Source organism: Sphingomonas hankookensis, from assembly GCF_028551275.1.
Taxonomy (GTDB): Bacteria; Pseudomonadota; Alphaproteobacteria; order Sphingomonadales; family Sphingomonadaceae; genus Sphingomonas; species Sphingomonas hankookensis_A.
The window spans coordinates 2,033,735-2,059,132 of the sequence record NZ_CP117025.1 but is presented as its reverse complement, the minus strand read 5'-3'; the positions used below and the strand labels follow the sequence as shown (position 1 = coordinate 2,059,132).

Here is a 25,398-nt window from a genome sequence, read left to right as displayed (position 1 = left end):
ATGCGTTAGCATGGTGGAGGGGGGTGTCCGTCTCCACCACGGTTGCGTTGCGGGGCTACCCCCTCCACCGTCCTGTGGACGGTCCCCCTCCCCGTTTACGGGAGAGGATCGTTACTTCCGCTTCGGTGCCACGAAACGGATCGCCTCGCCACCGCCCGGCGCCAGCGCGATGGTCAGCGTATCGCCCTTCCTCACCTGACGCTGTTCGATGGTGATCGAATGGCGGGCATCGGTGCGATAATCCGCGCCGGGGCCGTCGCGATAGATTTCAGCGGTGTACGTCTTGCCGGCCTCGAGGAAGTCGAGCTCGACCGTCGAGCTGCGCGCCTCTTCGTCACCGATCGCGCCGAGGAACCAGTCGTTGCTGCCCGCCGCCCTGCGCGCGATCGTGACGTAATCACCGACCTCGCCGTTCAGCACGCGGGTGTCGGACCAGTCGGTCGGCACGTCGCGAATGAACTTGAACGCCGCCGGATAGCGCGCGTAATTCTCCGGCGTATCGGCTGCCATCACCACCGGCGAATAGAGCGTGACATACAGCGCCAGCTGCTTGGCGATCGTCGATTGCAGGAACACGCCCGGGCTGCCGGTTAGGCTCAGCACGCCCGGCGTAAAGTCCATCGGCCCGCCCAGGAACTGGGTGAACACCAGATTGGCCTCATGCTCGGGCGGGTTGTTCCCGCCGCCGCCCCAGGCATTATACTCCATCCCGCGTCCGCCTTCGCGGCTGAGCCAGTTGGGATAGGTACGGCGGAGACCCGTATCCTTGACCGGTTCGTGACTGTCGATCGACACCTTGTAGCGGGCGGCGGCGTCGAGGACGCGCTGATGGTGGTTCACCATCCACTGCCCCTCATGCCACTCCCGGTGCTTCGATCCGTCGGCATCGACGCGCTCGATCTGACCCGCATCGGTGACATAGCCGGTCTTGACCACCCGCTCGCCATGATCGGCGGCCCATTTGAACGCGCTGTCCAGCTGGCGGTCGTAATTGCTGACCGACCCGCCGGTTTCGTGATGGCCGATCAGCCGCACGCCCTTCGACTTGGCATAGGCGGCGAGGCCTGCCGCATCGAAATCCTCGGTCGGCTGGCTGAAGTTCATGTCGTTGCCGTTGCCGAACCAGTCGCCGTCCCAACCGACATTCCACCCTTCGACCAGCACGCCCTGAATCCCGTTGGCGGCAGCGAAGTCGATATAGCGGCGGACATTGGCGGTGGTCGCGCCATGCTTCGGCCCGCGCGCCCAGCTCCATTCCCCCTTGATCATGTTCCACCACACGCCGACGAACTTGCCCGGCCGGATCCAGCCCGACGTATCGCCCAGCTTGTTCGGCTCGTTCAGGTTCAGCCCGATCCGGCTGGCGGCGTAGAGACCGGGCGCGTCGTCGGCGATGGCGATGGTCCGCCACGGGGTCGAGAAACCGGCGGCGCGCGACACCTTGGGACCGTTCGATCCCGGCGTCAGCACCGCGCGGAACGTCGTCCCCTCGGCGCGGGCGAGGTTCATCGCCGAATAATCGCTCAGCGCCGCTTCATGGATCGCGACATGGCGACCGCTGGCGAGCTTCACCGTCATCACCGTCTGCGCGGTGCCGACCGCGTCGAGCGGGGTCTTGTTGTAGAGATATTCCTCGCGATTCCACTCGAACGCCGGCTTCCACCATGCTGTGCCCGGTTCGGCAAAGGCGAACTGGGTCAGTTCGTCGGCGATGTTGGCGGTCGTCAGATTGGCCTGTTTGGGCAAGGTATAGCGAAAGCCGACGCCGTCATCGAACAGGCGGAAGGTCACCGCCATCTCGCGCTTCAGGTTCTTCGCCTCGCGGAACGTCACCGTCAGTTCGGTGTGATTGTCGCGGATCGTCTTCCATTCGCCAAACGGCTGCGTCCAGGTGGTGTCCGTCCGGTCGCGCTTCGTGCCGGTCAGCGTCAGCCCGCGCTCGATCTTCGGCGCGTCGGTGAACATGAAGCCCAATTTGCTGTCGTTCAGCACCGGCCGGCCGTCCTTGGCGATCGAATAGCTCGGCCGCCCTTCGTTATCGAGGCTCACCGCCACCGTCAGCTTGCCGTCGGGCGACGCCGCGCGTGCCACGACCTCGGCAAAGGCGGGCGAGGCCATCGCAGTCGCGCCGGCCAACGCCAGCGCCCATTTCATCATCCTCATCGCCTTCTCCTTTTTCCCGAGCCTTCCCTCCGTCCATCCTGAGTAGCCACTGAGCTTAGCGAAGGGGCGTATCGAAGGACCGGCAAGGGTGCTTCGATACGCGTCTTCGACTTCGCTCAGCCGCTACTCAGCACGAACGGGAGTGGAAAGCCGCACGTGTTTCAGTCGCGGATCCCGACCTGCGCCGCGAACGGACCGAACCGGTCCCCGTCCACATCGCCGATGGTTTCGATCGCTCGCCGGCCCGCTCCGCCTGCGAAGGTCGCCGGTGCATCGGACAGGTTGAACACGCAGAGCGCCTGCTGCCCGTCCAGTTCGCGTTCGAATGCGAAGATCGAATCCGATGCCTCGACGATGGTCATGCTGCCTGACCGCAGCGCCGGATGGGCGTTGCGCAGGCGCAGGACACGCCGGGTAAAGTTCAACAGCGACGCATCGTCCTCCGCCTGCCGGTCCACCGCCAGCGCCCGGTGCGCCTCGCCGGTCGGCAGCCAAGGCTTGCCCGACCCGAACCCCAGATTCTCCGCATCCGCCGCCCATGGCATCGGCGTGCGGGCACCGTCACGCGACAGGGTCAGCGGCCAGTTCGCGATCGCTTCCGGATCCTGCAGATCCTCGAATGCGATGTCGACCTGCGGCAGCCCCAGTTCCTCGCCGTTATAGAGGAAGATGTTCCCGCGCAGGCAGGCGAGCAGCAGCATCTTGATCCGCCCGAACGCCCCCGCATGGGCCGGGTCGGTCAGCCAGCGCGAGACCGCACGTGGCGCATCATGGTTCTCGAACGCCCAGCTCGGCCAAGGCGCATCCTCGCCCCAGGTATCGAACGCGTCACGCAAGATACGGGGCGACAGTTCGGGCGCGTAGAGAAAGTCGAAGCCATAGGCGGTGTTGAGCCGCCGGTCGCCCTCGCAGAACAGCTTCATCTCGCGCGTCGCATCGTCGCCGCCGATCTCCGCAACGGTGAAGCGATCGCCATAGCTGTCGAGCAGCGCGCGGACGTGTTCGAGGAATGCCGGAATGTCCGGATGCCCCTGATTGTACAGCTTGCGCTGGAAATCGAACGGGCGGGTCCGCGTTTTGCCGTTGCTCGGCATCGGCGGATTGTCGCGCAATTCCGGGTCGTGCATCGCGAAGTTGATCGCGTCCAGCCGGAACCCATCGACGCCGCGGTCGAGCCAGAAGCGCGCGGTGTTGAGCAGCGCTTCCTGCAGCTCCGCATTGTGGCCGTGGAGCTGCGGCTGTTCCTTCAGGAAATTGTGCAGATAATATTGCCCGCGCCGCGCGTCCCACGTCCAGGCCGGGCCGCCGAACACCGACTGCCAGTTGCTCGGCGGCGAGCCGTCGGGCTTGGCATCGGCCCACACATACCAGTCGGCCTTGGGGTTGGTACGGCTCGACCGGCTCTCCACGAACCAGGGGTGTTCGTCGCTGGTGTGCGACCACACCTGGTCGATGATGATGCGCAGGCCCAGCGCATGCGCCTTGGCGATCAACGCATCGAAATCGGCGAGCGTGCCGAAGATCGGGTCGACATCGCAATAATTCGCGACGTCATAGCCGAAATCCTTCATCGGTGAAGTGAAGAACGGCGACAGCCAGATCGCATCGACGCCCAGCGATGCGACATAGTCGAGATGCGCGGTGATTCCGGGCAGGTCGCCGATCCCGTCGCCATTGCTGTCGGCAAAGCTGCGCGGATAAATCTGGTAGATGGTCGCGCCGTGCCACCACGGACGGGCGGTGGCGGGTTCGGGGGCGATCGTCCGGGCGGCTGCTTCGGTCATTATCGGGTCTCCGCGGCGCACACCGCATAGCCAAGGGCGGGAATGGTCAGGCGGATCGCACCCGGCGCGGTCACGCTGCCGCATGTGCCGGACAGGGCGCGGAACCGGGTGGAGGCGGTCTCGACCTGCACGTTGCGGGTGATCGGCGCGTCCGATGTGTTGAACACCAGCAGCACCTCACCGCCGCTCATCGGATCGAACCGCGAAATGGCGAGGAGACCCGGCTTGTCCTCCCGCGCGCGCAGCACTTGCCGGCCGCGCGTCAGCGCCGGGGTCTCGTTCCGGAGCTTCGCCAGTTCGGCGATCTGCCGGTACAGCGGGTGGCTAGGCGTGAAATTGGCGGTCGCGGTGGTCGCATTGGTGCCGACCAGCTTGTTGTCGTTGTACGACGCGACCTGGGACGCGAACATGTCCTCGCGCGCGTCCTGATCGTTGCCGTCACCGGCAAAGCCCTGTTCGTCGCCTGAATAGATCGTCGGCACGCCCCGCAGCGTCAGCAGCATCGCGTTCGACAGCATCACCCGCGACAGGATTTCCGCATCGCTCGCCTGCGGCCGCGCCTGCCGCAGGTAGAAGGCGAAGCGGCCATTGTCGTGGTTGCCGGTAAAGGTCGGCAACTGCCGCGCCATCGCCTCGCCGCCGGCATAGAGCACGTCGCCGTCGAACACAGTCTCGAACACATCAGTGCCCTTCGTACCCGCAACACTCTGCAACACCGCCTCGCGAAACGAGAAGTCGAGCACGGCCGGGAACTTGCCGGTCTTGGTCCAGGCGGCGAGGCCACCCGCGTCGAGCGACGACAGCGCGACTTCGCCGAAGACGTGGAAATTGGGGATACCGCGCGCCTTCGCCCGCGCCTGCATCGCCGGCACGAACGCCGCCCAAAATTCCGGGTTCACATGTCGCGCGGTATCGATGCGGTAACCGTCGATCCCGAACCGGTCGATCCAGCCGCCGAAGATATCGATCATCCCGGCCACCACGCGCGGATTCTCGGTCATCAGGTCGTCCAGCCCGACGAAATCGCCCATTTGCGAGCTTTCGTTGCTGAACGTCGTGTTGCCGCGATTATGGTAATAGATCGGGTCGTTGAGCCATGCCGGCACCTTCACCGACCGCTCGGCCGGCGGCACGAACGGGGTATAGGCGAAGGACGGATCGGTCAGCTTCGCGAAATTCTCCGCCGTCTGCACGCCATCGCCGGCAAAGCCCCGGTTCTTGGCCCTAGCCGAATAGGGATAATCCGCGCGGCTGCGATAGACGCACTCGGCCTTCCCCACGCATTCGCGATACTGGATCACGTCGGCGGTATGGTTGGCGATGATGTCCATATAGACCTTCATCCCACGCGCATGTGCCGCATCGACCAGCGCCTTGAAATCGGCATTGGTCCCCAGATGCGGGTCGACCTGGGTGAAGTCGGTCACCCAATAGCCGTGATAGCCGGCGGACTCGCTGCCCGGCCCGCCCTGCACCGCCTTGTTCTTGAAGATCGGCCCGACCCAGATCGCGGTGGCACCCAGCGACTGGATATAGGGCAGCCGCGCGGTCAGCCCTTTCAGGTCGCCGCCATGATAGAAACCCTTGGCGGTCGGATCGAACCCATGGACCAGCCGGTCGCCGGTCATCCCGCCGCGGTCGTTCGCCTTGTCGCCATTCTCGAACCGGTCGGGCAGGACGAAGTAGATGACCTCGTCCTCCGGCGCCCGCGCACGGAAATCCTGCGCGACGGCAGCGACGGGCAGCGCGCTGGCACCGAGGGTCAGGGCGAGGAGCAGGGATCGGATCACGCGGCAACCTTTGCGTCGGGCGCCGGGCAATGGGCGCGGAGAAACTGGTCATGGGTCGGCATCCGCGCGACCGTGGCGGCTACATGTTGCGCCGAAATGTCGAGAAACTGGTCACGCCGGGCGGCGGGTAGGGCATCGGCGAGCGGGTGATAGCCCTTGGCGACCACCCCCTGCCCGACCAGCAGCTGCAACCACGCGACCTCGGCGAACAATTCATGCTCGTCGCGGACGATCCGCCCCGATTGTTCGAACAGCGCGATGCGTTCGATCAGGCTATCGGGCAGCGGCGTCGCGCGACGTTCCTGCCAGAACGGCTCGTCCCGCCCGTTCAGCGCATAATGCGCGATCAGGAAGTCGCGGATGCTCAGCCATTCGCGCGCCGATTGCCGATTGAACTCGGCGATATCGGCGGTGCGGGGCTTGGCGCTCGGCCAAAGCGACAACAGCCGCGCAATCCCCGACTGGACCAGATGGATCGACGTCGACTCCAGCGGCTCCATGAACCCGGCGGCCAGCCCGAGCGCAACGCAATTGCCGATCCACGGCGCCTGACGCCGCCCGGTGGTGAAGCGCAACGGCCGGGGATCGCCCAGCGCCGCCCTATCAAGATTGTCGAGCAATGTCGTCGCGGCCTCGTCGTCGGACAGATGCGCGCTCGAATAGACGAGGCCGTTGCCCGTCCGCTCCTGCAACGGGATACGCCATTGCCAACCCACCGTGCGCGCCGTCGCCCGGGTATAGGGCGTGATCGGCTCGACCGATGCGCACGGCACCGCCAGCGCCCGGTCGCACGGCAACAGCGCCGACCAGTCGTCCCAGCGATCGCCCGCCATCCGCCCGATCAGCAGCGCGGCGAACCCCGAACAGTCGATAAAGAAATCCGCCTCGACCCGCCGCCCATCGTACAGCGTAACGCCGGCGATCAGGCCGGTTTCACCGTCCTGCGAAACATCGACTACGCGCCCTTCGACCCGGACGACGCCCGCGCGCTCGGCCCGCTCACGCAGATAGGCGGCATAGCGCGCCGCATCGAAATGATAGGCCCAGGCGATGCCGGACGGCGCCTGCGGATTGCCGGGATCGCGGTCGAACCGGTTCGCTGCCGCCGCGACCGCGCAGGCGCTGTGCGACCACAGCGACTGCGGCCGGTCGCCCCCGCCCGCCGCCAGCCAGTAATGGTGGAACGGCACCAACCCGACCGCGCGGCCGATCGTGCCGAAGGCGTGGAGGTAGCGGCTGTCCGCGCCGTTCCAGCCGGCAAATTCGATGCCCAGCTTGAAGCTGCCGCCGGTCCGCGCGACGAAATCATCCTCGTCGATGCCGAGATGCTGGTTGAACAGCCGCAGCTGCGGAATGGTCGCCTCGCCCACCCCGACCGTGCCGATGGCATCGGATTCGACCAGCGTGATGACGGTGCCGGCGGGCAGAAAGCGGGCCAGCGCCGCCGCCGCCATCCATCCGGCCGAACCGCCGCCGATGATCGCGACAGTCCGGACGGGTTCCTGATCGATCGCCATCATCGCCTCCGTCACGTCGGTCCCGCCTGCCCGATCATGGGCAGGCGGGGTAGAGCATCAGAACCGGAACGATGCCCCGGCCAGGAAGCGCCGGCCATAGCTCTGATAGTCGATCACGGCGAGGTCGTACGCTGGATCGACGGTCGCGAAGCGTTCGTCGGTCAGGTTCTGCCCCTGCACGAACAGCGACAGCCCTTCGAGCGCGGTGCCCTTCTGGAACTCGTAACCAATCTGCGCATCGATGATCGTCTCGTCCAGTGCACGGCGGCGCTGGCGATTACCGCCAAAGCCCGACAGTTCACCCACGAAGGTCGAGCGATAGCGCGCCGATCCGCGGGCGCTGAAGCCCCACTTCTCGAAATACGCCGTGCCGTTGATGACCCACTTCGAATAGCCGGGAATATCCTCGGCCGGGGCGGTCGGGGTGGGCTTGATCTGCGTCTTGGTCCACGATCCGCCACCGGTCACGCCGAACCCGTCGAGGAACGACACGAAGGTGTTGAGCGGCAGCGTAGCGGCCAGTTCGACGCCGTAGATGCTGCCACCCTCGCCGTTGATCGGCACGTCGGCCCGGCCCAGCGTCGGGGTGCCCGGCGGCGTACCGGTGGGCGTCGGGAAGCCCGCATAGTCGAACGGGATGGTCTGGTTGTACACGAACGACTTCAGGTCCTTGTAGAACCCCTGCGCCGCGATGTAGCCCGCCCGGCCGAAATACTTCTCCAGCGTAAGATCGAACGAATTCGACCGGATCGGGCGAAGGAACGGATTGCCGCCGCCGCCGGTGATGATGCGTTCCTGCGGGTTATACCCATAGCCCTGCGACACGCGCATGTCGTCGAGTCGCGGCCGCTGCACCTGCCGCGCGGCACCCGCACGGATCACCCAGTCGCCGGGCATGCGCAGCGACAGGTTGATGCTGGGCAGCAGGTCCCAATAATCCGCACCGCGAATGGTCGGGACCAGCGTCCCGGCGGCGGCAACCAGACCCGACGACTTCTGTTCGGTATTGACCGCCTGAACGCCGATATTGCCGGTCAGGATCGATGCGCCGATGTCCTGGTTGATGTCCGCCTGGACATACATCGTCATCAGGTCTTCTTCGATCCGGAACGCCTTCGCCGGGACGTCGAGGCTGGTGTTCGCGATCAGCGAATAGACACCGCCTGCCAGCAGGTCGCGCGGGTCGTAGCTCAGCATCGGCCCCAGCCCGAGATAGCTGAGACTGGTCGGCTCCTTCACATACTGGTCGGGAATGCGCAGCTGGCGCAGGCCACCGCTCAGCGCGAGCAGCGCTTCGTCCGGGGTCAGCGACTTGTCACGATCGGTGTAGTTCAGCCCGACCTTCACCGCGCCGAAGAAATTGTCCAGTTCCTTCTCGACTTCGAAGCGATACTGCGCGATCCGGTCCTTGACGATGCGATCGTTGAAATAGCCCGCCTGCAGATTGGCGCCACCCCAGCCGAGCGGATCGGTCAGCAGGATCAGGTTCGGGTCCGAATAGTTCAGCGTCGGCGAGAAGCGCGTGCCGGTCTTGCCGCTGGTGAAGGAAATCGTGTCCTTCGCCCCGACATTCTGGCCGTAGCCGGTGCCGGCATAGCTTTCGAGGATGATCTCCTGCCGATCGGTCTTCGAATAGCTGGCGTCGAGCGTCGCGTTCCAGCCGTCATCGCCGCGCCACGCCATGTTGTAGCCGAACGAATAGAGCTTCGCCTTGCGCTCGAACGCGTCGTTGCGGACCACGCCCTCGACATTGCCGAACGTGCCAGAGGTGATGAAGCCGTCGCTGTTCGCTGTCGTGTTGGTCAGCTTCACGCCATTGGGATTGGCGGCGTTGTTGAAATCCTGACCATAGCCCAGCGGCAGTTCGATGCCGCGCTTGATCTGGTCGTCGTTGAAGTCCGAATAGAAGCCGTCGACCGTCACGGTCAGGTTCGGCACCGGCCGGTACTGCAACGTCCCCGACAGACCCAGGCGCTTGAGCCGCGTCGAGGTGACGTACGACTTCGACCCGCCGATCACGCCCTGCCCGTTGAAACCGGCATAGCCCCAGGCGTTGAACTCCTGGATCTGGTACGGTTCGTCCAGATAATTGGCCGACAGCGCGACGCCGATCGTCTCGTCGGCGAACTGGTCGATATAGGTGCCGTTGACGCGATAGCCCTTGTCGCGCGATCCGGCGTTCAGCTTGCCCAGATCGGCATAGGTGCCGCGCGCGCCGATCGAGATCGCCTGACGCCCATATTCCAGCGGCCGGACGGTGCGCAGGTCGACTGTACCGGACAGGCCCTGCCCGACCAGGTTCGCCTGGCCGGTCTTGTACACCAGCACCTGGCTCATGATTTCGGCCGGATACTGGTCATATTCGACGGCGCGGTTGTCGCCGGTCGACGTCTGTTCGCGGCCGTTCAGCAGCGTGGTCGAGAAATCGGGCGCGAAACCACGGATCGAGATCGAGTTCGACCGGCCCGAGACACGCTGCGAGGTAAGGCCCGGCAGGCGGGCGATCGATTCCGCGATCGACGCATCGGGCAGCTTGCCGATATCTTCCGCGCTGATCGATTCGACGACCTGATCGCGGTTCTTCTTTTCGGCGACGGCGTTTTCCAGGCTGGCGCGGAAGCCGGTGACGACGATGTCGGTATCTTCTTCCGACGCCGGAGTCGCGGTCGGATCGGTCGCGTCGGCCTGCGCCGGCGCGGTCTGCGCAACAGCGGTGCCTGCCCCGGCCAGCAGCCCTGCGACCATCAATGCCGTGATGCTCGACCCCCGCGCCAATTTGGCGCACGTCGACGCTTGAGATGAATACCGCATGATCCAATCCTCCCCAACGATGGTTGATTCCCCGGCTCTTTCGCCCGGTTCGTCCGTACCGCCCTATTGAAACCATTGGGGCATGTTGAGAAGCGGACAGCATACGTATTCAGTCGCCCCTTGCCCCACGTTATGCGTCGCCGCTACACCGGCGGCAACGCCCATGGGGGGCCGGGAGAGGACATCGCATGGCGGCGGGCGACAAGCCGACCTCGTTCGACATCGCGGCACTGGCCGGCGTGTCGCAACCGACGGTCAGCCGTGCCCTGCGCGGCGACCGGACGGTGAGCGCCGCCACCCGCCTCCGGATCGAGGCGATCGCCGCCCAGCTGAACTACAAGGTCGACAAGAACGCCTCCGCGCTCCGCCGAGGCAGCACCTCGACCCTGGCGCTGCTGTTCTTCGAAGACCCCGCACCCGACGGATCGCGGATCAACCCGTTCTTCCTGTCGATGCTGGGGTCGATCCTCCACACCTGCGGCGCGCGCGGCTACGACCTGCTGACCTCGTTCCAGCAGCTCTCCGCCGACTGGCATGTCGATTATGAGGACAGCCGCAAGGCCGACGGGCTCATCCTGCTCGGCTATGGCGATTTCGACGATTATTCGCGCCGCCTTGATCAGCTGGTCGCGCAGGGGACGCATTTCGTGCGCTGGGGATCGGCCGATCCGGCGCATCCCGGCACCGTCATCGGCTGTGACAATCTCGGCGGCGGGCGCGATGCCGGCCAGCATCTGATCGACCGGGGTCGGCGCAGCATCGCCTTTCTCGGCGATGCATCGAGCCACTATCCGGAGTCCCGCGACCGCTATCGGGGGCTCACCGCCGCGTTGCAGGCGTCGGGCCTGCCGGTCGATCCGGGATTGCAGGTCGATGCGCTGTCGAGCGAGGCATCGGGCTATGACGCCGCCAGCCGCTTGCTCGCCCGCGGGATCGCGTTCGACGGCATCTTTGCCGCATCGGACATGATTGCGCTGGGCGCGATGCGGGCGCTGGCCGAAGCGGGGCTCAGCGTGCCGGGCGATGTCGCCATCATCGGCTTCGACGACATCCCCGCCGCCTCGCTCGCCCAACCGCCGCTGACGACGATCCGACAGGATTATGCGCGCGCCGGCGAATTGCTGGTCGACATGCTGATCCGCCGCATCAACCGCCGCGAAACCGCGCCGGCGCTACTCCCGCCCGAACTGGTAGTGCGCAAGTCGAGCTGAGGGCAGTAGCGCCAGCAACAACGTCATACCGGACTTGATCCGGGGCCCTCCTTCTCCCGAAGCCTGAACCCTCCTCATCGCGACAAACGTCATCCCAGCGCAGGCTGGGATCTCTCGGTGATCGCACACGGCAGGAGCCGCTTGAGGCCCCAGCCTGCGCTGGGGCGACGTATCGCGCCGGGTAGATCACGTGCCAGCTTCTTCAAAAATGCTGGACCGGATCACATCCGGGATGACGATCGAGTACCCCTGAGAGCCGCCCCTTCAAACCCCGACCGAAATCTCCGTCCCCGCCACGCCCGGCACATCGACTTCGAACTGGAACAAATTCCCCGCCAGCGGCTGCGCCGCCGCCTGTTCGGCGTCGTGATGCTTGTTCGCGGTGGTTGCGAACACCGTCCGCCGGTCCGGCCCGCCGAACGCAACCTTCGTGATTGCATCGACCGGCATCCGCAACGTCTCCAGCAACTCGCCCTTCGGTGAATAGCGGCGGATGCCCCAGCCGGTGTACAGGCCGATCCAGACGCAACCTTCGGCGTCTACCGCCGGGCCATCGGGATAACCTTCGTCGTTCGGGATCGACACGAACAGCCGCCGATCGGTCAGCGACCCGTCGTCGGCAATGGTGCAGGCATAGACATGCCCGCCCAGCGTATCGACATGATACAGCGTCCGCCCGTCCGGGCTGACCGCCGGGCCGTTGGTGATCGCGACCGGCGGCGCCGACGCGACCGCCCGCCCGTCTGCGCCTAGGCGATAGATGGTCCCGGTCGCGGCACTTTCGCCATCATCCATCGTCCCGAACCACAGCCGCCCCGACGAATCCACCGTCGCATCGTTCAGCCGGTTGCCCGGCAGATTGGGTTCGGGATCGACCAGCAGTTCGAACCCGCCCGTGACCGGATCGAAGCGATGCAGCCCGGTCTGGAGGCCCGCGATGAACTTGCCGTCCGCCGATGGAAGCACGAAACCGCACTGGCCGGGTGCTGCCCAGCTGCGCCGCTCACCGCTCGCCGGATCGTAGCGATGGACGCGCGGCGTCTTGATACAGCCGAACCAAAGTGCCTGGTCCCGATCGACCCAGATCGGTCCCTCCAGCAACGGTGCCGCCAGGTCCCAGACGCTGACCGGTTCGGATTTCTGTACCTTGGTCATCCTAGCGCCACCCTGCATCCACGAAAAAGCTGTGCCCGGTTACCAGCCGCGCATCGTCGGAGGCAAGGAACAGGATCATCGCCGCGATGTCGCCGGCGACCAGCCGACCGTTCAGGCACTGCGCCTTCACGATCTCCGCCTCGCCCTCCGGCGTGTACCATTTCAACTGCCGCGGGGTGCGAACATTGCCCGGGATGACACAGACCGAACGGATGCCGTCGCCGCCCAGTTCGCGTGCGAAGCTGCGGGTAAGCCCTTCGATCGCCGCCTTGGCGGTCTGGTACAGGGTCAGCTCCTCGAGCGCCAAATGCCAGCTGATCGACCCCATGTTGACGATCACGCCTTTGCCCCTGGCCTTCATGCCCGGGATCACCGCCTGCGCGGCGAAGAACAGGTGGCGCAAATTCACGCCCATCCGGTTGTCCCAATAGGCTTCGTCGACCTGCTCGATCGAATGGCGGTCGTCGCTGGCGGCGTTGTTGACGAGCACGTCGAACTCACCGCCCTGCGCGATCGCATCGGCTATCGCGGCCTTGAGCGAAGCGATATCGGTCAGGTCGACCCGCTGGAACATGGGGGTCGGACCGACGTCTGCCAGTTCCTCGATCAGCTTGCGCGAATCCTCTTCGGCAATGTCGAAGAAGGTGACGTGCGCGCCCTGTCGCACGAACCCTTCGACCACGCCCGCACCGATCCCCGACCCGCCGCCGGTGATGAGCACGCGCTTGCCGGCGAGTGACGGATAGGAAGCACGGGCTTCGGGCGCGATCGGGTAGGCGAAATCGTCAGGCGACATGGAGGTTTTCCAGCAAAGAGGTGTCAGGCGGCGATCAGGCCGCGGCGCGCAAGGTTGCGCATCAGGTCGCGGATGCCGAACCGCCACGGCTCGGCCACCTTCGACGTGGTGACGGTGTTGACCAGCTCGCCCAGCGACGTGGTGCTGATCCGCACCACGTCGCCCGGCTTATGGGTGAAGCCCCGGCCCGGTTCGTCACGATCCTGTACCGGCGCGAACAGCGTGCCGAGGAACAGGACGAAGCCGTCGGGATACTGGTGCTCCGACAGCGCCTGCCGCACCAGATCCTCCGGATCGCGGCTGATCTCGCGCATCGTGCTGGTGCCGGTCAGGACATAACCCTCCGGTCCATCGATGCGCAGGTCGACCACCGCGTCGCGGACGGTGTCCATGGTGAAGGTGCCGTCGAACAGGCGGATGAACGGTCCGATGCCGGTCGAGGCGTTGTTATCCTTCGCCTTGCCGAGCAGCAGCGCCGAGCGTCCTTCGAAGTCGCGCAGGTTGACGTCGTTACCGAGTGTCGCGCCGACGATCTTGCCGTCGCTGGTGGCGACGACGACGATTTCCGGTTCGGGGTTGTTCCACGACGAGTCCGACCGGATGCCGACTTCACCACCCCAGCCGATGGTCGAAAGCACCGGTGCCTTGGTGAACACCTCCGCATCGGGGCCGATCGCGACCTCCAGATATTGCGACCACATGCCCGCGTCGATCAGCGCGGCCTTCAGCTCGGCGGCCTCGCTCGACCCCGGCTTCACCGAGCGAATGCCCCCGCCGATGCGCGCTTCCAGATCGCCGCGAATACCCTGCGCCGCATCGGCATCGCCACGCGCGCGCTCCTCGATCACCCGCTCCAGCGCCGAAACCGCGAACGTGACGCCCGCCGCCTTCACGCATTGCAGGTCGATCGGCGACAGGATCGGCGGATGCTCGCCCGCCGGATCCGCCAGCGCGGCGGTGTCACACACCACCGGACCGTCAAGCGACGCGATATCGCTGCACTCCAACAGGTCGGCGACGGTCGCGGCATGCGCCGATACGTCGATAACCTTGCCGCCCTTCACCACCACCGGCGTCGGGCCGTCGGCCAGCTGCATCCGCCCGACCAGCAGCGCCTGGTCATGATCGGCCGGCAGCATCCGCGCGGCATGTTCGCTTTTCATGTCCGTTTCCTCAGTGATTGTGGCGCGGCGTCGTTTCCGACGTCCGACGATATTTCAGCGCAAGGTCGAGCACACCACCTTCGCCCAGTTGCCCGACCTTCTCGCGGTAGATTTCTTCCCAAGGCGTCTGACTGGCCGGCACCGGCGGGATGCCCTCGCCCTTGCGCCGTGCGATCTCGGCATCGTCGACCAACATGTCGCAGCGGCCATGGTTCAGGTCGATGCGGATCGTGTCGCCGGTACACAGCCAAGCGAGGCCACCGCCGACCGCACTTTCGGGCGAGGCGTTCAGGATCGACGGGCTGTCCGACGTCCCCGACTGCCGCCCGTCGCCGATCGTCGGCAGGCTCTGGATACCCCGTTGCAGCAAGGCGGCGGGCGGCTGCATGTTGGTGACCTCGGCCGATCCCGGCCAGCCGATCACCCCCGCGCCGCGAATGACGAGAATGCAGTTCTCGTCGATATCGAGCGCCGGATCGTCGATCCGGTGGTGATAATCGTCCGACCCGTCGAACACGATCGCCCGCCCTTCGAAACAGCCCTCATGGCCCGGCCGCGACAGGTAGCGCGCCCGGAAATCGGGACCGATCACGCTGGTCTTCATGATCGCCACGTCGAACAGATTGCCCGACAGCACCAGGAAGCCCGCCTGTTCTTTGAGCGGCTGGTCGTACGCCCGGATGACCTCGCGATCGGTAGCAAAGCGGTTGGCGACATTCTCACCCAGCGTCCTGCCGGTAACCGTCGCGACATTGCCGTCGACCTTCCCCGCCGCGATCAGTTCGGACAGTACCGCCGGCACGCCACCGGCGCGGTGGAAGCGCTCACCCAGGAACCGCCCCGCCGGCTGCACATCGACCAGCAGCGGCAGGTCATAGCCAAACTCCATCCAGTCGGACGGCTTGAGCTCGATATCGGCATGGCGCGCCATCGCGTGCAGATGCGGATGCGCGTTCGACGATCCGCCGATCGCGGTGATGAGCGCGATCGCGTTCAGGAACGACTGCCGCGTCAAAATCTTCGACGGACGCAAATCGTCATAGGCCATCTCGACGATACGCTTGCCCGTCTCGTACGCGATCTGCCCCCGCTCGCGATAGGGCGCCGGGATCGCCGCGCAGCCGGGCAGCGACATGCCCAGCCCTTCGGCGATGGCGTTCATCGTCGATGCCGTACCCATGGTGTTGCAATGGCCGGCCGACGGCGCCGACGCGGTCGCCGCCTCCAGAAACTCTTCCTCAGTGATCTCGCCCGCCGCGAGCTTGCGCCGTGAGCGCCAGATCACCGTGCCCGACCCGACCAGATCGCCGTCATGCCACCCGTCGAGCATCGGCCCGCCCGACAGCACGATCGCCGGAATGTCGACCGTCGACGCCGCCATGATCGCCGACGGCGTGGTCTTGTCGCACCCGGTGGTCAGCACGACCGCATCGATCGGATAGCCGTTCAAAATCTCGACGAGCCCGAGATAGGCGAGATTGCGGTCGATCGCCGCGGTCGGCCGGCGGCAATTCTCGAAGATCGGATGGGTCGGAAATTCCATCGGAATCCCCCCCGCCGCCTCGATCCCCGCCTTCACCCGCTTGACCGTTTCCAGGTGGATGCGGTTGCACGGCGTCAGGTCCGATCCCGACTGGGCGATGCCGATGATCGGCCGCCCGCTGGTCAGTTCCCTGGGCGTGATACCGTAGTTCATGAACCGTTCAAGATACAGCGCGGCCATGTCGAGACGGCCGGGCGCGGCGAACCATTCGCGCGATCGGAACGGACGGGCGGGGGTACGGGTCATCATGTCCACTCGGTCGAGAGGCCCCGCAACGCGCGGGGCCGAAGGTAGCGAAGGTTACGCGTAACGCAGATTCTCAGCCCTGCATGTCCTCCAGCTCCTTGCCCTTCGTCTCATGAATGAACTTCTGGACGAGGAAGAAGCTGATGACGGCGCAGATGCCGTAGAAGCTGTAGGTGATCGTCAGACCCAGGCCGGCGGCCATCACCGGAAAACTCTGCGCGATCAGATAGTTGGCGAACCACTGGGCAAAGCCGCAGATCGCCAGCGCCGATCCGCGCATCTGGTTCGGGAACATCTCGCCCAGCATGACCCACATGATCGGGCCCCAGCTGACGTTGAAGAACACGACGTAGAGGTTCGCCGCCCATAGCGCGAGCGTGCCGAGTTCCGCCGACAGCTGAAGTTTACCCGCCGCGTCGAGCGTGCCGTTGTGGAAGCAATAGACCAGCGCCCACAGCGTCACCGCCATGCCCGCCGAACCGATCAGCAGCAACGGCTTGCGCCCGATCCGGTCGACCAGCGCGATCGTCACGAAACAGGCCGCGATCGACACGACACCCGACAGGATGTTGATCTGCAACGACTGGTCTTCGGTAAAGCCGGCCAGCTGCCACAGGGTCGCGCCATAATAGAAGATGACGTTGATGCCGACGAGCTGCTGGAACACCGCCAGCACGAAGCCGGCCCAGACGATCGGGCGGATGCCGCCCTTCACCGGGTCCATGATGTCGCGAAGCTGCGGACGGTGATCCTTGCTGAACGACGCCTCGATATCGCGGATCTTCACCGCCGCGGCTGCCGGCCCGAACAGCCGGGTCAGCACGATGCGCGCTTCGTCGAGACGCCCCTTCTGCACCAGATAGCGCGGGCTTTCCGGGATGAAGAGCAACGCGACCAGGAACACTGCCGCCGGGATCGCCTGCATCCAGTACATCCAGCGCCACGCCTCATAGCCGCCCCACCAGATTTCGGTCGAGGCGCCCGCGGCGGCGGCCAGATAATAGTTCACGACGAACGCGGCGGTCAGGCCGGTGATGATCATGATCTGCTGGATCGTCGTCATCCGCCCGCGAATATTGGCGGGGGCAACTTCGGAAATATAGGCGGGCGACAGCACCGATGCCGCGCCGACCGCCATGCCGCCCATGAAGCGCGCGACGACGAACAGCAGCTGGACATGGCTGAACCCCTGGACCAGCGCGCCGACGAGGAACAGGATCGCGGCGAGCATCATCACCTTGCGGCGGCCCATCGCGTCGGCCAGCTTGCCCGCCAGAAACGCACCGACGAAACAACCGATCAGCAGCGAGCCGACCGTGAAGCCCAGCCCCGCCTCGCTCAACCCGAAGGCGCTCTTCAGCCCCTCCTGCGTCCCGTTCACCGCACCGCTGTCATATCCGAACAGCAAACCGCCAATCGTCGCCACCGCGACGATGGCGATGACAAGCGCGATGTTCACGCGCTCCCCGCTCGCCTCTGTCATCCCCGTCCACTCCCAAGCTCACTGCCGCGCATGGCGACGTGTTAGCGGTAACGGTGACGAATTCTTATGATAATTGCAAGCGCCGCAATCGAACGTCAAACCGATTTTACCTGAAGACGTTTGGCGAGGCCGATCGCCCCTCCGCCATTCCAGTGCCGGTGGCGTCGAAAAGGCCCACCTCCCACTGTCACCCCGGGCTTGACCCGGGGTCCCGCTTCTTCTCCGCCCCCCGTAGAAAGCGGGACCCCGGATCAAGTCGAGACCTCTGCGAAAGTCCCAACCCTTCGCCCCTTGCTGCACCCCCGCGCAGGCGGGGGTACGGCAGATCTCCTAGTATAGCGCGCGACTTTCACAAAAGTCTCAAGTCTGGGGTGGCAACAGGACCGGGTTGACCGGCCCAGCCTACGCCATCATTCCGGCACCGGCCCGCACGACTGCCGCACGACCAGTTCATGCTCCAACACCCGGTCCTCGTCCTCGCCGACATCGTTGCCCGCCCGCCGTTCGCGCACCTGGGTCAGCAGCATCTCGACCGCCGCCTCCGCCATCGCCGCGATCGGCTGGCGGATGGTGGTGATCTCGGGCCAAGTGGTGGTGGCGAGCGAGGTGTCGTCGAACCCGACGATGCTGACATCCTGCGGCACGTGCAGCCCGCGGCGATGCGCGACGCTGATCGCCGCCGCCGCCATGTCGTCGTTGCTGGCGAAGATCGCGGTCGGTCGATCCTCCCGGTCGATCAGTCCTTCGGCCGCATCGATGCCCGACCGATAGGTGAACAGCCCCTGTTCGACCGGCATGTCCGCGACCTGCAGACCGGCGCCCTCGATCGCCGCGACGAACCCCCGCCACCGCTCCGCACTCGCGCCGTTGTTCGGATTGCCGCGCACGAAACCGATCCGGCGATGGCCCAGACCCAGAAGATGCCCGGTCATCGCCTTGGCCGCCGCGAAATCATCGATGCGAACCGACGAGCGGCCTGGTTGCGCCATGCCGACCGCGACCGCGACCGAAGGCGTGCCCGCCGCGTCCAGTTCGTCCTGCACCAGCGGGGCATCCGACAGCGGCGGCGGCAGGATCACGCCCTGCACCGGCGTCGACGCGAACCGCCGCGCGCCTTCCGCCTGTGCTTCCGGACCGTCGCCATCGCACGGCTCCAGCACCAGATGGCAGCCGACCTTGCGCGCACCTTCCAGCGCGCCGATCAGGAAATGCGACAGATAGGCCATCGACGGGTTGGCATAGAGCAAACCGATCTGCGCCGCCTCCCCCGCCGCCAGGCTGCGCGCCGCGCTGTTCGGCGAATAGTTGAGCTGCTCGATCGCCGCCAGCACCGCCTCGCGGGTCGACTGGCGGACATTGGCGCCGCCGTTCACGACTCGCGACACCGTCATCGCCGATACGCCGGCGGTGCGCGCGACATCCTGGATCGTGACGCTGCCCCCGCTGCGGCGACTGGGTTTATCCATGAAAATGGTTGGCTCCTTCGGATCACTGATTATGGCGCAGCCGGGCCGATTGCAAATCGCGACGATCGGTTGACGCATCGCCGGCGGCCCGATAGCTGATAGCGCTACCAAATACGGTGACGGCTGCGCCGGACGCCGAATGTCATGGGAGAGAGATCGTGACCCTAGCGTCGAAGCCCGTCCGCCTTGCGCTCGCCTGCCTGCTCGCGACCGCCGCCACCGGCACCGTCATCGCGCAGAACCGCCCGACACGCACCGCCGCTGCCGAAAAGATGCTCTACAAGGACGCGTCGCAGCCGGTCGCGGCCCGCGTCGAGGATCTGCTGCGCCGCATGACGCTGGAGGAAAAGGTCGCCCAGATGATCGGCATCTGGGAAAAGAAGGGCGATATTCAGGACGCAAAGGGTAATTTTTCTGCTGCCAAGGCGTCGCGTGCCTTCCCCAACGGCCTCGGCCAGATCACCCGTCCGTCGGACAAGCGCGGCGTCACCGCCAGCAACAACGCCGCCGGTGTCGCGGAGGACGCGGTGAACCGCACCGCGCAGGAAACCGCCGACTACATCAACGCGGCGCAGCGCTGGGCGGTCGAGAACACCCGGCTCGGCATCCCGATGATCATGCATGAGGAAGCGCTGCACGGCTATGTCGCGCGTGGCGCTACCAGCTTCCCGCAGTCGATCGCGCTCGCTTCGTCATGGGACCCGGCGCTGGTCGAACGCGTGTTCGGCGTGGCGGCGCGTGAAATGCGCGCACGAGGCGCCAATCTCGCCCTCGCCCCCGTGGTCGACGTCGCGCGCGATCCGCGCTGGGGCCGGATCGAGGAAACCTATGGCGAAGACCCGCATCTGGTCGGCGAAATGGGCCTCGCCGCGATTCGCGGGTTCCAGGGCACGACGCTGCCGTTGAAAGCCGACAAGGTCATGGTGACGCTCAAGCACATGACCGGTCATGGCCAGCCCGAAAACGGCACCAATGTCGGCCCGGCCAACATCTCCGAACGGACGCTGCGCGAAAATTTCTTCCCGCCGTTCCAGCGTGCAGTGACCGAATTGCCGGTGCAGGCGGTGATGGCATCCTATAACGAAATCGACGGCATCCCCAGCCACGCCAACAAATGGCTGCTCGACGACGTGCTGCGCCGCGAATGGGGCTATAAGGGGTCGGTGGTCAGCGACTATTTCGCGATCAAGGAACTGAACACCCGGCACAAGCTGTACGGCACCGACATGGCCGCCGCCGGCCGCCGCGCGCTCGACGCCGGGGTCGACATGGAGCTGCCCGATGCCGAGGGTTGGTCGACGCTGGCTGCAATGGTCAAGTCGGGCCAGGTGCCGGTGTCGCAGGTCGACAACGCGGTCCGCCGCATCCTGACCATGAAGTTTCAGATGGGGTTGTTCGAAAACCCCTATGCCGACGCCCGCACCGCGGAGGCAAAGACGGCGACGCCCGACGCGATCGCGCTGGCCCGCGAAGCAGCCGTGCGGTCGATGGTGCTGCTCAAGAACCAGAACAACCTGCTGCCGCTCGATCCGGCCAAGGTCGGCCGGATGCTGGTCGTCGGCACCCACGCCCGCGACACCCCGATCGGCGGCTATTCGGACGTGCCCAAGCATGTCGTGAGCGTGCTGGAAGGCATGCAGCAGGCCGCGCAGGGCCGCTTCTCGGTCGACTATGCCGAGGGCGTGCGCCTGACCCGCAGCCGCCAATGGGCCGCCGACAAGGTCGAACTGGTCCCGGCGTCCGAGAATGCGCCGCTGATCGAGGAGGCGGTGCGCAAGGCGGCGTCGGCCGACACGATCCTGCTGGTGCTCGGCCAGAACGAACAATTGAGCCGCGAAGCCTGGGCCGACCAGCATCTCGGTGACCGGCAGAAACTCGACCTGATCGGCGAACAGAATGAACTCGCCCGCCGCCTGTTCGCGACCGGCAAGCCGGTGCTGGTCGTGCTGTTGAACGGCGGCCCGCTCGCCGCGACCTATCTCGACGCGACCGCGCCCGCGATCCTCGAGGGCTGGTATCTCGGGCAGGAAACCGGCCACGCCGTCGCCGATGTCGTGCTCGGCCGTGCCAATCCGGGCGGCAAGCTGCCGGTGACGGTGCCGCGCAGCGAGGGGCAGCTGCCGATCTTCTACAACCACAAGCCGACCTCGCGGCGCGGCTATCTGTTCGACACCACCGCGCCGCTCTATCCGTTCGGATACGGCCTGTCCTACACCAGCTTCACCGTCGGCGCGCCGAAGCTCGCCAAGACGACGATCGGCCGCGACGAAACGGTCCGGGTGTCGGTCGACGTCGCTAATACGGGCCGCCGCGCGGGGGACGAGGTCGTCCAGCTCTATGTCCGCGACGACGAAGCGACGGTAACGCGCCCCGTGCTCGAACTGAAGCACTTCCAGCGCGTAACCCTGCAACCGGGCGAACGCCGGACGGTCACCTTCGACCTGAAGCCGAACGACCTCGCCTTCTGGAACGTCGACATGAAACATGTTGTCGAACCCGGTACCTTCACCATCAGCACCGGCAACAGCTCGACTCAATTGAAGACTGCCACGTTGACCGTCCGGTAACTCCCGCCGAACATGCGAAAGGTGCCGGCAGGTCGCTTGTCGACCTTCCGGCAACTGGAAGCGTTGCGCTCATCTTCGGCGCTGCCGGACGATCGATCAAATAACGCCAGGTGCTTACTCAGCAGAGCCGACCTTAGGATGACGGTCCGGCGTTGCTGCTCGCAGACGGCGACCCGGCGTCAATCGTCTCGCAGCCCGACGTGATACCGAAGGTTCACAATGCGACAGCAGTCGCGCCGACGGTATTGAGGCTGCTCTTAGCCTGACGATCAGCGTGCAGTCCGACTTGGGACTGTATTCCCGTAGCGAGGGTCGCAAAGATCGCTCGTGCGGTCCCCGCAGTTGCGGGTTTCCCTTTCGCAATCTTTCTATCTGCGACGACCACTGCGCGCGCAGAGGCTCGGGACTCAAACGATAGGGTCAGGCCGCATTCGAAGATTTGCTACTTGCGAGATCGCATAGGTTCGCAGGAAAGTAGCTTGTCGTCTGGGCAGATGATCGAGCAATCCGACGAAGCCGGTCTGGGTTGGCCGTGCAGGTTCGACCGATCCGGCTGCCACGATCGGCATGCCGGATCGGTTCGACATCAGCGCGAAGTAATCTGCATCGTGCCCGGCTGATCGAGCAGCCGCAGGCCGCGGCGGGCGACGTCGTGGGCGCTCGCTACCTGCGACGAGGGCATCACCAGCGACGCGTCCTTGGCATTCAGGACGCGCAGATAGAGTTCGCGCGCCTCGGTGGGGCGCTGCGTCATCGCATAGACCGCTGCCAGATTGAGGAGGACTTCCGGTTCCCGGCTACCGGCGCGGGTTTCGCGCTCGAGCGTGCGTTCGGCGGTGGTGAGGTTGCCGGCGGTGATGGCGGCGTGCGCGTATTCAACTTGCTGGGCGTTCGCGCTGGTGGCGATCCCCATCACCGCCAGCGCCGAGCCAAGCAGTGCGGCAGTTCCGATTCGCATGATACCATCTCCTGTTTGTTACATCGTGATGACATCAATGTTTCACTTTGAAGACGGTTGCGCAAGCGATGCCGCGTGCCGCAGGCACAAAAAAAGGGCGGCCCGAAGGCCGCCCCTGATCCGCCGTTCGACCGGCCGAGCCATCAGCGATCAGAAATCGCCGCGATACTGCTCGTTGCCGACGAAGCCGAGCTTCGTCACGTTGGCGCGCTTGATGATCGCCAGCACGCCGTCGACCACTTCGTACCGCGCGGTTGCGTCGGGCTGGAAGTGCAGTTCGGGCTGCGGGCTCATCGCCACGGTCTGATCAAGATACTGGGTCAGCGTGACCTCATCGACCGGCGAACCGTTCCAGAAGGTCTGGCCCTGCGCGTTGATCGTGATCTTGTTCTTCTGCGGGTCGATATTGTTCTGCGGCCGGTTGTCCGGCTGCGGAAGGTCGACCTTCACCGCGTGGCTCTGGATCGGGATGGTGATGATGAACATGATCAGGAGCACGAGCAGCACGTCGATCAACGGCGTCGTGTTCATGTCCATCATCGGTTCGTCGTCGCTGCGACCGCCACCACTCATTGCCATGTCAGGCTACTCCTATTGACGCGTACGCGGCGTGGTGTTCGGGTCCGGTTCGGAAATGAACCCGACCTTGGTGAACCCGGCCGACTGCATCGTGTAGATGGTGCCGCCGATGCAGCGATACGGCGTATTCACGTCGCCCCGGATGTGCACTTCGGGCAGTTCGAGGTTCGGGTTGCCGACGCCACCCTGACGGGCCAGTTCGTCTTCCAGCTTCTTGACCGCACGAGTGCGCAGTTCGTCCGCCGTGACCCGGGTCAGGCCCCAGTACACCGCGCACTGGCCATCGAGGCCCTGCACCGACAACGAGACGTTCTCCGGCTTGGTCGTCGTCGGTTCGAACACGACCTTCGGGACCTTGAGGCCGCTCACCTGCTGGACCACGACCGGAACCGCGATCAGGAAGATGATCAGCAGCACGAGCATGACGTCCACGAGCGGCGTGGTATTGATGTCCGAGAGGGGGGCTTCATCGCCGCCGCCGCCAACACTCATCGCCATGAGGCTATCCTATCCACTTCTACTCAATCGAACCGCCGGGACCGGTCACGGCCCCGGCGGCATCAGCACCGTGCGATCAGACGCGCGGAGCGGTCGGCACGCCACCGGCCTGGCCGGCGGTGGTGCTGCCGACTGCCGGCTTGGCGGTCGGAGCCGGGCCACGGGCGGCGACGGTCGGACGGACCGCACCGTTCGAGGCGAGGTAGCCGAGCACGTCGTTCGAGAAGGCCGACAGGTCTTCCGCGATCGACTTGTTACGGCGCTGCAGCCAGTTGTAGGCGAGCACGGCGGGAACCGCGACGACCAGACCGATGGCGGTCATGATGAGCGCTTCACCGACCGGACCGGCGACGTCGCCGATGGCGGCCTGACCGGCGGCACCGATCTTCACGAGCGCGCGGTAGATGCCGACCACGGTACCGAACAGACCGACGAACGGCGAGGTCGCGCCGACGGTCGCGAGGAAGGCGAGGCCGCCGTTGAGCTTCGAGTTGATCGAGGCTTCCGAGCGAGCGAGCGAGCCGTGCAGCCAGTCATGCGCTTCGACCGGATCGGTCAGCTTGCCATGCTGTTCCTGCGCGGCGAGGCCGTCGTCGACGATCTGGCGATAGGCCGAGTTCTTGTCGAGCTTCGCGGCGCCTTCACGCAGCGAGTTCGACTGCCAGAAGGTGGCGCGGACGCGCTTCGCCTGGTTCATGATCTTCTGCTGTTCGAACAGCTTGGTGAAGAGAATGTAGAACGAGCCGACCGACATGATGACCAGGATACCCAGCGTGCCGAACGCGATCGCGCCGCCCTGCTGAAGCGCTTCCCAGAAGCCGAAGTTCGGAGCTCCGGCAGGTGCGCCGGCAGCAAGGATGGGGGTGAGCATCGGATAGTTTCCTTAGAGCTGATATGTTCTTGAAGAATATTGCCCCGGACCGTCCCGTGACCCGAAGGTCGCGGGACACCCGGTCTTACCGATCGGCCGGCAGCTGCCAGCGGACGCGACGCGACGAACTCGAACGGATCGGGTTGCCCGACTGGTCGAGCGCCGGGCTGTACCGGCCGCGACGGGTGATCGCCGAGCAGGCGGCGCGATCGAGCGCGGCCGAACCGGACGACGACGTCACGCGGCAGTTTTCGACACGACCCTGCGTGTTGATGTCCCAAGCGATCGCCGTCACACCTTCGTCGCCGCTGTTGAGCGCGCTGGGCGGATAGTCGTCGTTGGTGATCCACTGCGCGGGATCGCCCTTCGCACCTGCGGCCTTGCTGACCACGGGCGCGGGCGGCGCCGGCGGCGCAACCGGAGCCGGCGGCGCAGGCGGACCGGCCGTCGGGATCGGCGCGTAGGTCGGCGGCGGCGTCGTCACCGACTGGATCACCACCGGCGGCGGTGCCTGCGTACGGACGATCGGCGGCGGCGTCACGACCGGCGGCGGCGACTGCGGCTGCGGCTGTTCAGGCGGCGGCGGGGGAGGAGGAATCTCCTCGGGCGGGGGTGGCGGCTCCTCGACGTCGAACGTCTCGGTATCCTCAGTCACCTTCTTCACATATTTGTAGGCAAGGCCGGAGATGAACGCGTACCCGATCACGACGTGGAGGATACCCACGATGATCAGCGCGACGATCCGGCCACTACCTGCTTTTTGGTCAGCGTAAGCCATTCAGCAACCAAACTCCTCT

At 65.6% G+C, this 25,398-nt stretch carries 18 protein-coding genes; 2 read left to right on the top strand and 16 right to left on the bottom strand.

Annotated features, from left to right (window positions below; all coding sequences use genetic code 11):
• Positions 1-111: 111 nt before the first annotated feature.
• The 5 genes from PPZ50_RS09830 to PPZ50_RS09810 all read right to left on the bottom strand — a co-directional run bounded on the left by PPZ50_RS09830 (position 112) and on the right by PPZ50_RS09810 (position 10,065).
• Positions 112-2,157 (bottom strand): glycoside hydrolase family 97 protein, encoded by a 2,046-nt coding sequence (locus tag PPZ50_RS09830; RefSeq protein WP_066687506.1) that lies wholly within the window; start codon positions 2,155-2,157, stop codon positions 112-114.
• A 167-nt stretch (positions 2,158-2,324) separates the two neighbouring features.
• Positions 2,325-3,947: an alpha-glucosidase family protein gene (locus PPZ50_RS09825; protein WP_066687503.1), complete on the bottom strand. Its 1,623-nt coding sequence runs from the start codon at positions 3,945-3,947 to the stop codon at positions 2,325-2,327.
• Positions 3,947-5,737: an alpha-amylase family glycosyl hydrolase gene (locus PPZ50_RS09820; RefSeq protein ID WP_066687500.1), complete on the bottom strand. Its 1,791-nt coding sequence runs from the start codon at positions 5,735-5,737 to the stop codon at positions 3,947-3,949. Before PPZ50_RS09820 ends, PPZ50_RS09825 begins: the two co-directional genes overlap by 1 nt.
• Positions 5,734-7,269 carry a tryptophan halogenase family protein gene (locus tag PPZ50_RS09815; protein WP_336314559.1) on the bottom strand — a complete coding sequence of 512 codons (1,536 nt, stop codon included), beginning with the start codon at positions 7,267-7,269 and terminating at the stop codon, positions 5,734-5,736. Before PPZ50_RS09815 ends, PPZ50_RS09820 begins: the two co-directional genes overlap by 4 nt.
• Positions 7,270-7,311: 42 nt before the next feature.
• Positions 7,312-10,065, bottom strand: coding sequence for a TonB-dependent receptor (locus PPZ50_RS09810; RefSeq protein ID WP_232307827.1), 2,754 nt, complete (start codon positions 10,063-10,065; stop codon positions 7,312-7,314).
• A gap of 188 nt (positions 10,066-10,253) precedes the next feature.
• On the opposite strand from PPZ50_RS09810, the gene PPZ50_RS09805 reads away from it, so the two are divergent.
• Complete coding sequence (locus PPZ50_RS09805; protein ID WP_066687496.1) at positions 10,254-11,276, top strand: LacI family DNA-binding transcriptional regulator; 1,023 nt, start codon at positions 10,254-10,256, stop codon at positions 11,274-11,276.
• Positions 11,277-11,540: 264 nt separating this feature from the next.
• Here the strand turns inward: PPZ50_RS09805 and PPZ50_RS09800 are convergent, their stop codons facing one another.
• The 6 genes from PPZ50_RS09800 to PPZ50_RS09775 form a co-directional block, all read right to left on the bottom strand.
• Positions 11,541-12,431 (bottom strand): SMP-30/gluconolactonase/LRE family protein, encoded by an 891-nt coding sequence (locus tag PPZ50_RS09800; protein WP_066687492.1) that lies wholly within the window; start codon positions 12,429-12,431, stop codon positions 11,541-11,543.
• A 1-nt stretch (position 12,432) separates the two neighbouring features.
• Positions 12,433-13,227, bottom strand: coding sequence for an SDR family NAD(P)-dependent oxidoreductase (locus PPZ50_RS09795; RefSeq protein WP_066687491.1), 795 nt, complete (start codon positions 13,225-13,227; stop codon positions 12,433-12,435).
• 23 nt (positions 13,228-13,250) lie between these two features.
• A complete protein-coding gene (locus tag PPZ50_RS09790; RefSeq protein ID WP_066687485.1) occupies positions 13,251-14,390 on the bottom strand; it encodes a fumarylacetoacetate hydrolase family protein in 1,140 nt (379 codons plus the stop codon).
• 10 nt (positions 14,391-14,400) lie between these two features.
• On the bottom strand, positions 14,401-16,182 hold the full coding sequence (locus PPZ50_RS09785; RefSeq protein WP_269746886.1) for an IlvD/Edd family dehydratase: 1,782 nt from the start codon (positions 16,180-16,182) through the stop codon (positions 14,401-14,403).
• Positions 16,183-16,252: 70 nt separating this feature from the next.
• Positions 16,253-17,662 carry a sugar porter family MFS transporter gene (locus PPZ50_RS09780; RefSeq protein WP_066687484.1) on the bottom strand — a complete coding sequence of 470 codons (1,410 nt, stop codon included), beginning with the start codon at positions 17,660-17,662 and terminating at the stop codon, positions 16,253-16,255.
• A 410-nt stretch (positions 17,663-18,072) separates the two neighbouring features.
• On the bottom strand, positions 18,073-19,128 hold the full coding sequence (locus PPZ50_RS09775) for a LacI family DNA-binding transcriptional regulator (protein ID WP_066687480.1): 1,056 nt from the start codon (positions 19,126-19,128) through the stop codon (positions 18,073-18,075).
• A gap of 272 nt (positions 19,129-19,400) precedes the next feature.
• On the opposite strand from PPZ50_RS09775, the gene PPZ50_RS09770 reads away from it, so the two are divergent.
• Positions 19,401-21,695 carry a glycoside hydrolase family 3 N-terminal domain-containing protein gene (locus tag PPZ50_RS09770; protein ID WP_084401252.1) on the top strand — a complete coding sequence of 765 codons (2,295 nt, stop codon included), beginning with the start codon at positions 19,401-19,403 and terminating at the stop codon, positions 21,693-21,695.
• A 586-nt stretch (positions 21,696-22,281) separates the two neighbouring features.
• Here PPZ50_RS09770 and PPZ50_RS09765 read toward each other — a convergent pair.
• The 5 genes from PPZ50_RS09765 to PPZ50_RS09745 all read right to left on the bottom strand — a co-directional run bounded on the left by PPZ50_RS09765 (position 22,282) and on the right by PPZ50_RS09745 (position 25,379).
• On the bottom strand, positions 22,282-22,653 hold the full coding sequence (locus PPZ50_RS09765) for a tetratricopeptide repeat protein (protein ID WP_232307826.1): 372 nt from the start codon (positions 22,651-22,653) through the stop codon (positions 22,282-22,284).
• A 150-nt stretch (positions 22,654-22,803) separates the two neighbouring features.
• Positions 22,804-23,232 carry an ExbD/TolR family protein gene (locus PPZ50_RS09760; protein ID WP_066687471.1) on the bottom strand — a complete coding sequence of 143 codons (429 nt, stop codon included), beginning with the start codon at positions 23,230-23,232 and terminating at the stop codon, positions 22,804-22,806.
• 12 nt (positions 23,233-23,244) lie between these two features.
• Positions 23,245-23,730 (bottom strand): ExbD/TolR family protein, encoded by a 486-nt coding sequence (locus tag PPZ50_RS09755; protein ID WP_066687470.1) that lies wholly within the window; start codon positions 23,728-23,730, stop codon positions 23,245-23,247.
• 76 nt (positions 23,731-23,806) lie between these two features.
• On the bottom strand, positions 23,807-24,601 hold the full coding sequence (locus PPZ50_RS09750; RefSeq protein ID WP_066687469.1) for a MotA/TolQ/ExbB proton channel family protein: 795 nt from the start codon (positions 24,599-24,601) through the stop codon (positions 23,807-23,809).
• 85 nt (positions 24,602-24,686) lie between these two features.
• On the bottom strand, positions 24,687-25,379 hold the full coding sequence (locus PPZ50_RS09745) for an energy transducer TonB (RefSeq protein ID WP_066687468.1): 693 nt from the start codon (positions 25,377-25,379) through the stop codon (positions 24,687-24,689).
• Positions 25,380-25,398 lie beyond the last annotated feature (19 nt).